The 11,790-nt window shown below is 70.6% G+C and carries 13 protein-coding genes; 9 read left to right on the forward strand and 4 right to left on the reverse strand.

Features of this window, described 5'->3' with window-relative positions:
* Positions 1 to 69: 69 nt before the first annotated feature.
* Both RB628_RS12735 and RB628_RS12740 read right to left on the reverse strand, forming a co-directional pair.
* Complete coding sequence (locus RB628_RS12735) at positions 70 to 1,098, reverse strand: aldo/keto reductase (RefSeq protein ID WP_318320478.1); 1,029 nt, start codon at positions 1,096 to 1,098, stop codon at positions 70 to 72.
* Positions 1,095 to 1,616 carry a MerR family transcriptional regulator gene (locus RB628_RS12740; RefSeq protein WP_318320479.1) on the reverse strand — a complete coding sequence of 174 codons (522 nt, stop codon included), beginning with the start codon at positions 1,614 to 1,616 and terminating at the stop codon, positions 1,095 to 1,097. The genes RB628_RS12735 and RB628_RS12740 overlap by 4 nt, the downstream gene beginning before the upstream one ends.
* A 95-nt stretch (positions 1,617 to 1,711) precedes the next feature.
* Here RB628_RS12740 and RB628_RS12745 point away from each other — a divergent pair, with 95 nt between their 5' ends.
* A complete protein-coding gene (locus RB628_RS12745) occupies positions 1,712 to 2,191 on the forward strand; it encodes a GNAT family N-acetyltransferase (protein ID WP_318320480.1) in 480 nt (159 codons plus the stop codon).
* A gap of 19 nt (positions 2,192 to 2,210) precedes the next feature.
* Positions 2,211 to 3,032: a serine hydrolase domain-containing protein gene (locus tag RB628_RS12750; RefSeq protein ID WP_318320481.1), complete on the forward strand. Its 822-nt coding sequence runs from the start codon at positions 2,211 to 2,213 to the stop codon at positions 3,030 to 3,032.
* Positions 3,033 to 3,154: 122 nt separating this feature from the next.
* On the opposite strand, the gene RB628_RS12755 is transcribed toward RB628_RS12750, so the two are convergent.
* A complete protein-coding gene (locus tag RB628_RS12755; protein WP_318320521.1) occupies positions 3,155 to 3,808 on the reverse strand; it encodes a pirin family protein in 654 nt (217 codons plus the stop codon).
* A 60-nt stretch (positions 3,809 to 3,868) separates the two neighbouring features.
* Here RB628_RS12755 and RB628_RS12760 point away from each other — a divergent pair, with 60 nt between their 5' ends.
* From RB628_RS12760 to RB628_RS12780, 5 genes are all read left to right on the forward strand, one after another.
* On the forward strand, positions 3,869 to 5,074 hold the full coding sequence (locus tag RB628_RS12760) for a helix-turn-helix domain-containing protein (protein ID WP_318320482.1): 1,206 nt from the start codon (positions 3,869 to 3,871) through the stop codon (positions 5,072 to 5,074).
* 89 nt (positions 5,075 to 5,163) lie between these two features.
* Positions 5,164 to 6,120, forward strand: coding sequence for an ACP S-malonyltransferase (locus RB628_RS12765; RefSeq protein WP_318320483.1), 957 nt, complete (start codon positions 5,164 to 5,166; stop codon positions 6,118 to 6,120).
* A gap of 15 nt (positions 6,121 to 6,135) precedes the next feature.
* Positions 6,136 to 7,131 carry a ketoacyl-ACP synthase III gene (locus RB628_RS12770; protein WP_318320484.1) on the forward strand — a complete coding sequence of 332 codons (996 nt, stop codon included), beginning with the start codon at positions 6,136 to 6,138 and terminating at the stop codon, positions 7,129 to 7,131.
* 83 nt (positions 7,132 to 7,214) lie between these two features.
* Positions 7,215 to 7,463: an acyl carrier protein gene (locus RB628_RS12775; RefSeq protein WP_105971431.1), complete on the forward strand. Its 249-nt coding sequence runs from the start codon at positions 7,215 to 7,217 to the stop codon at positions 7,461 to 7,463.
* Positions 7,464 to 7,575: 112 nt separating this feature from the next.
* Positions 7,576 to 8,856: a beta-ketoacyl-[acyl-carrier-protein] synthase family protein gene (locus RB628_RS12780; RefSeq protein WP_318320485.1), complete on the forward strand. Its 1,281-nt coding sequence runs from the start codon at positions 7,576 to 7,578 to the stop codon at positions 8,854 to 8,856.
* 145 nt (positions 8,857 to 9,001) lie between these two features.
* On the opposite strand, the gene RB628_RS12785 is transcribed toward RB628_RS12780, so the two are convergent.
* A complete protein-coding gene (locus RB628_RS12785) occupies positions 9,002 to 9,496 on the reverse strand; it encodes a DUF3145 domain-containing protein (protein ID WP_318320486.1) in 495 nt (164 codons plus the stop codon).
* 273 nt (positions 9,497 to 9,769) lie between these two features.
* On the opposite strand from RB628_RS12785, the gene RB628_RS12790 reads away from it, so the two are divergent.
* Both RB628_RS12790 and RB628_RS12795 read left to right on the forward strand, forming a co-directional pair.
* Positions 9,770 to 10,672: an SGNH/GDSL hydrolase family protein gene (locus RB628_RS12790; RefSeq protein ID WP_318320488.1), complete on the forward strand. Its 903-nt coding sequence runs from the start codon at positions 9,770 to 9,772 to the stop codon at positions 10,670 to 10,672.
* A 10-nt stretch (positions 10,673 to 10,682) separates the two neighbouring features.
* Complete coding sequence (locus RB628_RS12795; RefSeq protein ID WP_318320489.1) at positions 10,683 to 11,669, forward strand: aldose epimerase family protein; 987 nt, start codon at positions 10,683 to 10,685, stop codon at positions 11,667 to 11,669.
* Positions 11,670 to 11,790: the final 121 nt, after the last annotated feature.

Consider the following 11,790-nt stretch of genomic DNA (forward strand, 5'->3'; position numbering starts at 1 on the left):
GGCATGTCACGCCCCCGCGGCGGAACCGCACATGTCACAGCCCCGCGCCCCCAGGGAAGAACCCGGTGGCTACTCCCTGCCCGCTGATGCGAAGCGCATGTCCGCGTAGCGGGTGCCTGCGACCTTTGCCGCGATCGGGTCGAGCAGAGCCATGTCCCGCTCCCCCAGTACGATCCGCGTCGCTGCGGTGTTCTCCTCCACCCTCGACCGCCTGCGTGTGCCCGGGATGGGGATGGCCAGGAGGTCGTGCACGACAGCCTGTTGTTGTACCCAGGCCAGGGCGATCTGGCCGAGGGTGGCGCCGTGGGTTTCCGCGACTGTCCGGATGGGGGCCAACAGGGCCGCGTTCGCTGTGGCGTTGGCGCCCGTGAAGCGGGGCTGCCGGCGGCGGAAGTCGCCTGCGGCCAGGTCCTGGTCGGCGTTGGCGAAGGAGCCGGTCAGGAAGCCTCGGCCCAGCGGGGAGTACGGGACCAGGGCGACGCCCAGCTCGCGGGCCGCCGGGACCACCGCCGCCTCGATGTCCCGGCTGAACAGGGACCACTCCGACTGGACGGCGGCGATCGGGTGCACGGCCTGGGCCGCGCGCAGCTCCGGGCCCGTGACCTCGCTCAGGCCCAGCCGCCTGACCTTGCCCTCGCGGACGAGGTCTGCCATCACGCCGACCGTCTCCTCGATGGGGACGTTCACATCGCGCCGGTGCATGTAGTAGAGGTCGATCACGTCGAGGTCGAGGCGCCCCAGGCTCGCCTCGACGGCCTGGCGTACATAGAAGGCGTCGTTGCGGATGATCCGCCGGGTCGGCTCCTCCGGCGGGATCGCCAGGCCGAACTTCGTCGCGACGACGACCTCGTCACGGTGGGCCTTGAAGAACGGGGACAGGAAACGTTCGTTCTCGCCGTCGCCGTAGGCGTCCGCCGTGTCGTAGAGGGTCACGCCGAGTTCGAGTGCGCGTTCCAGCGTGGCGCGGGCCTCGCCGGCGTCCGTGGGGCCGTACGCGAAGCTCATGCCCATGCAGCCGAGGCCCTGTACGCCGACCTCGGGGCCGCCGGTGCCCAGCGGGGCCGTCGTGAGCCTGCCGACGGTGTCGTCGTTCGTCATCGAACCCTCTCCATCTGACGGACGTCGCGGACAAGGCCCGCGTCCTGGTCCGCTTCCGCGTAGAAACTGATCTTCCGGTCGAGTACCGCGAGCGTGTCCTGGAGTTCGGCGATCCGGTCCAGGACCGCCCGGCGCGTCGATTCGAGCAGCTCGAACCGCTCGCCGTACGTGTGGTCGCCCTCGCGTACGAGTTCGGCGTACCGCACCATGTCCGCCACCGGCATACCGGTGAGCCGGAGTTTGCCGACGAGGTCGAGCCAGTCGAGGTCTCGGTTGCTGTAGCGGCGCTGGCCGGTGTGCGAGCGGTCGATGTGCGGCATCAGCCCGATGCGCTCGTACCAGCGCAGGGTGTGCGCGGTCAGCCCGGTGAAGACGACGACCTCGCTGATCGTGTAGCGGTCCTGCCCGTCCGGGCGCCGGTCCGGCTGCCGCGGACCCGCACAACTGTCGGCCGTGGCGGGGACTGCGGGGGCTGTGGGGGCATTCGTGGTGGGGTTTGGGGTCTCCAGCACCGTCATGGCCCCCACGCTAAAACCTTGGAGCGCACTCCAAGCAAGCGGATACCGCGATATTGCGGAGACTTGGCCGGTCCGGGCTCATTACCGTACGGATCATGACTCTCGTACGCCGTGCCACGCCCGAGGACGCCGGAGAGCTGCTGCGGCTGCGCCAGGTGATGATCGACTCGGTACCCGGGGCGAACACCGACGCCGGCTGGCAGTCCGCTTCACTGGCCACCGTGACCGCGAGGCTCGCCGATCCGGCCGGCGGCTTCGCCGCGTTCGTCGTCGACCATCCGGATCGGCCCGAGCGGCCCGGCTCGCTGGCCGCACTGGTCGTGGGAACCGTCGAGTACCGGATCGGGCGTGCGGGCAATCCGCACGGGCGGGTCGGGTACGTCTTCAGCGTCGCCACCGATCCGGACGCGCGCCGCCGAGGGTACGCACGGGCGTGCATGGAGGCCCTCCTCGACTGGTTCCGCGAGCGGGGTGTCCCACAGGTCGACCTGAACGCCTCCCCCGAGGCCGAGCCGCTCTACGCGTCACTTGGCTTCGTACGGAAGCCGGACCCCTCGATGCGGCTGCGGCTCTGAGCCGCTTAGGCTCGTGAGCATGTCTCTGCAGAGCCTCACCTTGATCGAGAGCTGGCCGGTTCCGAACGCCGCCACGGCCGTCGTACGGGCCGACGGCACCGTCCTCGGGACCCACGGGCCGCTCGGGCACCGCTTTTCGCTGGCCTCGGTCACCAAGCCGCTCGCCGCGTACGCCGTGCTGGTGGCGTACGAGGAGGGGGCGATCGAGCTGGACGAGCCGGCCGGGCCGCCCGGATCGACGGTCCGCCATCTCCTCGCGCACACCTCAGGGCTGGCCTTCGACGAGCACCGGGTGGCGGCGGCGCCCGGGGAGCGGCGGCTGTACTCCAACGCCGGGTTCGAGGCGCTCGGGGACCACGTGGGCAAGGCGACGGAGATGCCGTTCGCGGAGTACGCGCGCCAGGCGGTGCTCGAACCGCTGGGGATGGCGGCCACCTCCCTGGACGGCTCCCCGGCCAAGGACGGCGTCTCGACCGTCGACGATCTCGTGCGGTTCGCCGCCGAGCTGCAGGCGCCGCGGTTGCTCGATCCGCGCACGGTCGCGGAGGCGATGACCGTGCAGTACCCGGGGACGAAGGGTGTCCTTCCGGGGTACGGGCACCGGAACCCCAACGACTGGGGGCTCGGGTTCGAGATCCGGGGCGCGAAGTCGCCGCACTGGACGGGCAGTTCGTCGTCGGCGCGTACGTTCGGTCATTTCGGGCAGTCGGGTACGTTTCTGTGGGTCGATCCGGTGGTGGGGGTGGCGTGTGTCGCGCTGACCGATCGGGCGTTCGGGGCGTGGGCGGTGGAGGTGTGGCCGGAGTTCACGGATGCGGTGGTGGCGGAGGTGCGGGGCTGAGGTCCGGGGGTTCCTCGCCCCCGCCGCCCCTACCCCTCCCGTACCTGAGGGCTGCGCCCACAGACCCCCCAAGCTTCTGAACAGGCCTCGCCCTCAGTCGCCGGACGGGCTGAAACGCGCCGTCAGGCCGTCATCTCCCACAGCAACAGCTCCGCCGTCGTCACCCCGACCGCCTCCACCCCGTCCGTCGCCGTGATCCGCGCCGCGTCCCCCGGGCCCAGTTCCTCGGTGCCCAGGCGCACTTCACCCCGTACGACATGGACGTACACGTACGCCGCGTCCGGCACCGCCGTGCGCTCCCCCGCCACCAGTCGGCGTACGTGCAGCATCGCGCCCGCCTCCGGGAGCGCGTACGGCGTGGAGTCCGCGATGCCGTGGACCGTCTCGTAGGACGGGGTGCCGCCGGGGTTCAGCGGGGCCAGCCAGGTCTGGATGAAGGTCAGCGGGGTCTCCCCCTCGTTGCGCTCCACGTGGCGTACCCCCGCCGCCGCGCTCAGGCGCTGCACGTCCCCCGCGACCACCACCGTCTCGTGGCCCGTCGAGTCGCGGTGGGTGAGCGCCCCCTCCGTCACCCACGTCACGATCTCCGTGTGGCTGTGCGGGTGTTCGTCGAAGCCGGCGCCGGGCGCGAGGCGTTCCTCGTTGCAGGCGATCACCGCGCCGAAGCGCAGGTTGTCCGGGTCGTAGTGGGGGCCGAACGAGAAGGCGTGCCAGGATTCGATACCGGCTGCCGGGTCGCCCCCTGGATAGCGCTCATGCGCGCGCCGTACGTCCATCACCCACACACCGTAGACCCGCCGCCGCACGCTCCCGTCCCGATAAGGCAGTCTTGTTCCGTGCCCGAACCCGAATCCCACTTCCCCGAGCCCACCGCACGCCCTGCCCACCCGCACCCCGCGACCCTGAGGCGGCTGGAGAAGTCGTCCGGGAGTCTCGCAGCGCAGGCGATCACGCGCATGGACGAGACGTTGTCGTGGTACCGGGCCATGCCCCCGGAGAACCGTTCCTGGATCGGACTGGTCGCCCAGGCCGGTATCGCGGCCTTCACCGAGTGGTTCCGGCATCCCGACGCTCCGCAGGCCATCTCCACGGACGTCTTCGGTACCGCTCCCCGCGAGCTGACCAGGGCGATCACCCTGCGCCAGACCGTCGAGATGGTCCGTACGACCATCGAGGTCATGGAGAGCGCCATCGACGAGGTGGCCGCTCCCGGTGACGAGTCCATGCTGCGTGAGGCGCTGCTCGTGTACGCCCGCGAGATCGCCTTCGCCACCGCGCAGGTGTACGCCCAGGCCGCCGAGGCACGGGGTGCCTGGGACGCCCGGCTGGAGTCGCTCGTCGTCAACGCCGTGCTCAGTGGCGAGGCCGACGAAGGGGCCGTTTCGCGTGCCGCCGCGCTCGGCTGGAACTCGCCCGACCATGTGTGCGTGGTACTGGGGACCGCGCCGGACGGTGACAGTGAGCTGACCGTCGAGGCGATCCGGCGGGCCGCCCGGCACGCCAAGCTGCAGGTGCTGACCGGGGTGCTGGGCGACCGGCTCGTCGTCATCGCGGGCGGGAACGACAACCCGCTCGCCGTCGCCAAGTCGCTGATCGGGCCTTTTGCCGCCGGGCCCGTGGTGGCGGGGCCGATCGTGCCCGACCTGCTGGCCGCCACCCGGTCCGCGCAGGCCGCCGCCGCGGGACTCAAAGCGTGTTCCGCCTGGCAGGACGCACCGCGCCCGGTGCTGTCGGACGATCTCCTTCCGGAACGCGCGATCGCCGGTGACCCCGGGGCGCGCGAGCAGTTGGTGGAGGAGATCTACAGACCGCTGGAGGAGGCCGGGTCCGCGCTTCTCGAGACCCTCGCCGTCTATCTCGAACAGGCGAGCAGTCTGGAGGGCGCGGCACGAATGCTCTTCGTTCACCCCAACACCGTGCGCTACCGGCTTCGACGTGTGACTGACGTCACCGGATGGTCTCCTTCAGATGTACGATCCGCATTCACACTGCGGATCGCGCTGATCCTGGGGCGCCTGGCCGACGGGGATCTCCAGCCCTAGGGTTTTGTCGGGGGCCTACAAAACCCCCTGCTGTTCTTCGTCCCTGTCCCCACGGGCGGCCGTGCCCGTACCCAAGAGAGAGTGTGAGAGTGCTCGTACTCGTCGCTCCCGGCCAAGGCGCCCAGACGCCCGGCTTCCTGACTCCCTGGCTCGAACTGCCCGGTGCCGCCGAGCGCGTCGCCGCGTGGTCCGACGCCATCGGGCTCGACCTCGTCCACTACGGCACCGAGGCCGACGCCGACGCGATCCGTGACACCGCGGTGGCCCAGCCGCTGCTGGTCGCGGCAGGGATACTGTCGGCCTCGGCACTGGGTGCCATCGACGGTGACTTCACTCCGGGTGCGGTCGCCGGCCACAGTGTCGGCGAGATCACCGCCGCCGCCTTCGCGGGCGTGCTCGACGACACGGCCGCCCTGACCCTCGTACGCAGGCGCGGTCTGGCCATGGCCGAGGCCGCCGCCGTCACGAAGACCGGCATGGCGGCCCTCCTCGGGGGTGACCCCGAGGTGACCGTCGCGCATCTGGAGAAGCTGGGACTGACTCCGGCGAACGTGAACGGCGCCGGGCAGATCGTCGCCGCCGGTACGGCCGAGCAGATCGAAGCCCTCGTGGAGGACAAGCCCGAAGGGGTGCGCAAGGTCGTCAAGCTGCAGGTGGCCGGTGCTTTCCACACGCACCACATGGCTCCTGCCGTCGACGCCCTCGCCGCTGCCGCCGCGTCGCTGACGCCCGGCGACCCGAAGATCACGTACGTCTCGAACAAGGACGGGCAGACGGTCTCGGACGGCTCCGAGGTGCTTGCCCGGCTGGTCGGGCAGGTCGCCAACCCGGTGCGCTGGGACCTGTGCATGGAAACGTTCAAGACCCTGGGCGTGACCGCGTTCGTCGAGGTGTGCCCGGGTGGCACCCTCACCGGTCTCGCCAAGCGCGCGCTGCCCGGCGTGAAGACCCTGGCCCTGAAGACCCCCGCCGACCTCGACGCCGCTCGTGAGCTCATCGCCGAGTCGCTGACCTCGACCTCTGCCGCCGACGCGGCGGGCGCCTGAAAGGAGCCCCGAGCAATGTCGAAGATCAAGCCCAGTAAGGGTGCCCCGTACGCGCGCATCCTGGGCGTGGGCGGTTACCGGCCGGTCCGGGTCGTGCCCAACGACGTGATCCTGGAGACGATCGACTCGTCCGACGAATGGATCCGCTCCCGCTCCGGCATCGAGACCCGGCACTGGGCCTCCGCCGAGGAGACCGTCGCCGCGATGTCCCTGGAGGCGTCCGGCAAGGCGATCGCCGACGCGGGGATCACCGCCGCGCAGATCAGCGGTGTGATCGTCTCGACCGTCTCGCACTTCAAGCAGACCCCGGCCGTGGCCACCGAGATCGCCGACAGGCTCGGCACCGCCAAGGCCGCCGCGTTCGACATCTCGGCGGGCTGCGCGGGCTTCGGCTACGGCCTGACGCTGGCCAAGGGCATGATCGTCGAAGGTTCGGCGGAGTACGTACTTGTCATCGGCGTCGAGCGGCTGTCCGACCTGACCGACCTGGAGGACCGGGCGACCGCCTTCCTGTTCGGTGACGGCGCGGGCGCGGTCGTCGTCGGTCCGTCCCAGGAACCGCACATCGGTCCGACCGTGTGGGGCTCCGAGGGCGACAAGTCGGACACCATCAAGCAGACCGTTCCGTGGAACGAGTACGACAGTTCCGGCAAGTTTCCTGCGATCACGCAGGAGGGCCAGGCGGTGTTCCGCTGGGCCGTGTTCGAGATGGCGAAGGTCGCACAGCAGGCGCTGGACGCGGCCGGGATCACCCCGGACGACCTGGACGTCTTCATTCCCCACCAGGCCAACGAGCGGATCATCGACTCGATGGTGAAGACACTGAAACTGCCGGAGCACGTCACGGTCGCGCGCGACGTGCGCACCACCGGCAACACGTCGGCCGCCTCGATCCCGCTCGCTATGGAGCGGCTCCTGGCGACCGGCGAGGCGAAGAGCGGCGACACCGCGCTCGTCATCGGCTTCGGGGCGGGTCTCGTGTACGCCGCGACGGTCGTTACCCTCCCCTAGGCACCCCGCACCGGATCCTCGGAACCGGGACGGGGGAACACCGCCAACCCTCTCTGAACAGAAGACAAGAAGGAGCGCCTGCCATGGCCGCCACTCAGGAAGAGATCGTCGCCGGTCTCGCCGACATCGTGAACGAGATCGCCGGCATCCCGGTTGAGGACGTCCAGCTGGACAAGTCCTTCACCGACGACCTGGACGTCGACTCGCTGTCCATGGTCGAGGTCGTCGTCGCCGCCGAAGAGCGCTTCGACGTCAAGATCCCCGACGAGGACGTCAAGAACCTCAAGACGGTCGGCGACGCGACCGCGTACATCCTCAAGAACCAGGACTGATCGCAGGGACTGGTCCCTCGGCCGGTCCCCCAGCCCCGCCACCCGGCGGTGGCGCCGTTCTCCCCGCCTACGCGGGGGTTGTCCTCCCGTATCCGTTGGAGAAGGAATTCCCGTGAGCCCGACCAATCGCACCGTGGTCGTCACCGGTATCGGCGCAACCACACCGCTGGGTGGCGACGCGGCCTCTACCTGGGAGGGTCTGGTCGCCGGCAGGTCCGGTGTCCGTGCCCTGGAGCAGGAGTGGGCGGCCGAGCAGGCCGTCCGTATCGCCGCGCAGATCGCCGTGGAACCGTCCGAGGTCATTCCACGGCCCCAGGCCCGCCGTCTGGACCGGTCGGCGCAGTTCGCGCTGATCGCCGCCAAGGAGGCGTGGGCCGACGCGGGCTTCACCGACCGGGCGGGCGAGGGCGAGGGCCCTGCCGTCGACCCCGACCGGCTCGGTGCCGTCATCGCCTCGGGCATCGGCGGAGTGACGACTCTGCTCGACCAGTACGACGTGATGAAGGAGAAGGGCGTACGCCGCGTCTCCCCGCACACCGTGCCGATGCTGATGCCCAACAGCCCCTCCGCCAACGTGGGCCTGCTCGTCGGCGCCCGCGCCGGTGTGCACACCCCGGTCTCCGCCTGCGCGTCGGGCGCCGAGGCCATCGGGTACGCCATCGAGATGATCCGTACCGGCCGCGCCGACGTCGTCATCGCCGGTGGCACGGAGGCGGCCATCCATCCGCTGCCCATCGCCGCGTTCGGCAACATGATGGCGATGTCCAAGAACAACGAGAACCCGCAGGGCGCGTCCCGTCCGTACGACACGGGCCGCGACGGCTTCGTGATGGGCGAGGGCTCCGGCGTGATCGTCCTGGAGTCCGCCGAGCACGCCGCGGCGCGCGGTGCGCGTGTCTACGCGGAGGCGGTCGGCCAGGGTATTTCGGCCGACGGTCACGACATCGTGCAGCCTGAGCCGGAGGGGCGCGGTATTTCGGCGGCTCTGCGGAATCTGCTGGCGAACAACGATCTGGACGCCGCGGAGATCGTGCACGTCAACGCGCACGCGACCTCGACGCCCGCGGGTGACGTGGCCGAACTGAAGGCGCTGCGCAATGTGTTCGGCGACGACGTGGACCACATGGCCGTCTCCGCGACCAAGTCGATGACCGGGCACCTGCTCGGTGGCGCGGGCGGTGTCGAGACGGTCGCGACTGTGCTCGCGCTGTATCACCGGGTCGCTCCGCCGACCATCAACGTCGAGAACCTCGACGCCGAGGCCGACGCGGACATCGTGCGCGGTGAGGCTCGTAAGCTGCCGGTCGACGGGCGTATCGCCGCGCTCAACGACTCGTTCGGGTTCGGTGGGCACAACGTGGTGCTGGCGTTCAGGACCTTCCCCTGCGCCTGAACCGGCGCCGCTCTCGCGGAGGCGGTTGCTCGCCGTGGGGGTTCCTCGATTGATGGTTGCGGTGTTCGTCGCTTGAACACCGCAACCGGTACGTACGGAGAAGGCCCACCCGGTGGCACCGGGTGGGCCTTCTCCGTACGTACCGTCAGACCACCTGGTGGAGCCATCGCACCGGGGCGCCATCGCCCGCGTATCTGAATGACTCCAGTTCGTCGTCCCAGGGCTTGCCCAAAAGCTTGGCCAGTTCGGCTTCCAGGTCCGTCTCGCCCCGCTGGGAACGGGTCAGGGCGGCGCGGAGGCGGTCCTCGGGGATGAGGATGTCGCCGTGGATGCCGGTGACGGCGTGGTAGATGCCGAGCTCGGGGGTGCAGCTGTAGCGCTCGCCCTCCGCGGTGGCGCAGGGTTCCGCCGTGACCTCGAAGCGCAGCAACTGCCAGCCGCGCAGGGCCGACGCGAGCTTGGAAGCGGTGCCGACCTGGCCTTTCCAGGAGAACTCGGAGCGCCAGGTGCCCGGTGCGGCGGGCTGGCGGATCCAGTCGAGGCTGACGCGCGTGCCGAGGACTCCGGCGACGGCCCACTCGACGTGCGGGCACAGCGCGCGCGGCGCGGAGTGCACGTACAGAACTCCACGTGTCGTCACTGGGACCTCCGGACAGAGCGGGACATCTTGCGAACTGGCTGAGCGGCGGCGGCAGGGCAGCCACGTTGATGGCGAGGCTACCGTGCGGCGGCGCGAGGAGTGTGACGTACCGTCGGTCCCGATGCCATGAAACGCCCGCCATTCACCCAGGGGGACGCTTGTACGGGTGTGCGACGTTGCGATGTGTGGGGCATTAGTTGTTTTCGGTTCGGGAACTTTCGTGCGTTGTTATGGGCGAGAGCCATTGCAGGCTGATCGAGGGGGACCCAGGGGATGCGGAATCGAAGTCACCGTTCGCGGGCCGTCGCCGCCGTCGCGTCGGCGGCCCTGCTGGGCGTCGCCGGCTGCGACGCCGCCGGTGGCGGCTCCCCGGCTCCGGACGGCACGCGGGCGAAGGCGAAGCCGTCGGCGACCGCGCCGCCCGCCTGGGACAGCAGCCCGGCCTCCCTGGTCGCTGTGGGCGACTCCATCACGCGCGGCTTCGACGCCTGCTCGGTGCTGTCCGACTGCCCGGAGGCGTCCTGGGCGACCGGCACCGCCACGGACGTGAACAGTCTGGCCGTGCGGCTGCTGGGGGTGTCCGGGGCTGCTCGGCGAAGCTGGAACTACGCCGTCACCGGCTCCCTGATGGACGATCTGCCCGCCCAGATGACGAAGGCCGCCGTCCGGAAGCCCGCACTGGTGACCGTGATGACGGGGGCCAACGACGCGTGCCGGGCGTCGGTGGCGGAGATGACGTCGGTGGCCGGCTTCCGGGCGTCGTTCGAGGAGGCGCTGCGGACCCTGCGTACGGCAGCGCCCAGGAGCCAGGTGTACGTGGCGAGCGTGCCGGATCTGAAGCGGCTCTGGTCGCAGGGGCGGACCAACGAGACGGGCAAGGCGGTGTGGAAGCTGGGGCTCTGCCAGTCGATGCTGGCCGACCCGGACGCGGTCGACGCGGCGGCGACCGCGCGGCGGGACGAGGTGCGGGACCGGGTGGAGGCGTACAACTCGGTGCTGGAGGAGGTGTGCGCCACGGACCGGCTGTGCCGGTTCGACGGGGGCGCGGTCTTCGACTACGACTTCGGGACGCGGCAGCTGAGCCCCTGGGACTGGTTCCATCCGAGCCGGAACGGTCAGGCTCGGCTGGCCGAGATCGCGTACCGCGGGGTCACGGGCAAGAAGGCGGTGACCTAGGGTTTTCCGCATGGCCCACACGAACGAACTCTTCGGCACACTTCCCGACGGCACCCCCGTCCACCGCTGGACGCTGGAGCGGGCCGGGGTCCGGGTGCGGGTGCTGACGTACGGGGGGATCGTGCAGTCGGCCGAGGTCCCGGACCGGGACGGGCGGCTTGTGGACGTGGTGCTGGGGTTCCCGGACGTGGCCGGGTATCTGGCGCACCCGGAGCCGTACTTCGGTGCGCTGGTGGGCCGGTACGCGAACCGCATCGCGGGCGGCGCCTTTGCGCTGGACGGGCGGACGTACGCACTGGCGCGGAACAACGCGCCCAACTCCCTGCATGGTGGCGTCCACGGTTTCGACAAGCGGGTGTGGGACGCGGAGCCCGTCGAGCACGGGGTGCGGCTGTCCCGGGTGAGCCCGGACGGTGAGGAGGGGTTCCCGGGGCGTCTGGAGGTCTCGGCGACGTACACGCTGGACGCGGACGGGGCGCTGCGGATCGCGTACGAGGCGGTCACGGACGCGCCGACGGTGGTCAACCTGACGAACCACACCTACTGGAACCTGTCCGGCCCGGCCTCCGGCAGCGCGGCCGGGCACGCCCTGCGCATCGACGCCTCGCGGTACAACCCGGTGGACGCGGACCGGATCCCGACCGGCGTCGAGCTGGTGACGGACTCCCACTTCGACTTCCGTACGGAACGGAAGGTGGGTGCCGAGTACGACCACAACTTCGTCCTCGACAAGGGACGGACGGCGGATCCGGTGGCGGTCGCCGAGTTGTACGACCCCGCGTCGGGGCGCGTCCTGACCGTGGCGACGACCGAGCCCGGCCTGCAGCTCTACACCGCCGACCACCTGGGCGAGCCGTTCGGGCCCGTGCACGGCGTCGCGCTGGAGACCCAGCACTTCCCCGACTCACCGAACCGGCCCGAGTTCCCGAGCACGGAGCTGCGGCCAGGTGACACGTTCCGCTCGGAGACGCTGTACGGATTCGGCGTACGGGGCTGAGCAGCGCGGCGCCGAGGGGCGGAGCGGAGGCCCGGGAATCAGCCGCAGGGCCCGAGGCACGGAGCCCAGCCGCGAAGCCGAACCGTGGCGCCGAGGGGCGGGGCCGAGGCCCGGGAATCAG

The organism is Streptomyces sp. ADMS, from assembly GCF_033441795.1.
In the GTDB taxonomy this organism is placed as follows: Bacteria; Actinomycetota; Actinomycetes; order Streptomycetales; family Streptomycetaceae; genus Streptomyces.

Excerpts from the sequence above, each read along its gene's own strand:
- RB628_RS12735 (WP_318320478.1), bottom strand. The coding sequence starts at position 1,098 with ATGACGAACGACGACACCGTCGGCAGGCTCACGACGGCCCCGCTGGGC.
- RB628_RS12740 (WP_318320479.1), bottom strand. The coding sequence starts at position 1,616 with ATGACGGTGCTGGAGACCCCAAACCCCACCACGAATGCCCCCACAGCC.
- RB628_RS12755 (WP_318320521.1), bottom strand. The coding sequence starts at position 3,808 with ATGGACGTACGGCGCGCGCATGAGCGCTATCCAGGGGGCGACCCGGCA.
- RB628_RS12795 (WP_318320489.1), top strand. The coding sequence starts at position 10,683 with ATGGCCCACACGAACGAACTCTTCGGCACACTTCCCGACGGCACCCCC.
- RB628_RS12770 (WP_318320484.1), top strand. The coding sequence starts at position 6,136 with ATGTCGAAGATCAAGCCCAGTAAGGGTGCCCCGTACGCGCGCATCCTG.
- RB628_RS12745 (WP_318320480.1), top strand. The coding sequence starts at position 1,712 with ATGACTCTCGTACGCCGTGCCACGCCCGAGGACGCCGGAGAGCTGCTG.
- RB628_RS12750 (WP_318320481.1), top strand. The coding sequence starts at position 2,211 with ATGTCTCTGCAGAGCCTCACCTTGATCGAGAGCTGGCCGGTTCCGAAC.
- RB628_RS12775 (WP_105971431.1), top strand. The coding sequence starts at position 7,215 with ATGGCCGCCACTCAGGAAGAGATCGTCGCCGGTCTCGCCGACATCGTG.
- RB628_RS12790 (WP_318320488.1), top strand. The coding sequence starts at position 9,770 with ATGCGGAATCGAAGTCACCGTTCGCGGGCCGTCGCCGCCGTCGCGTCG.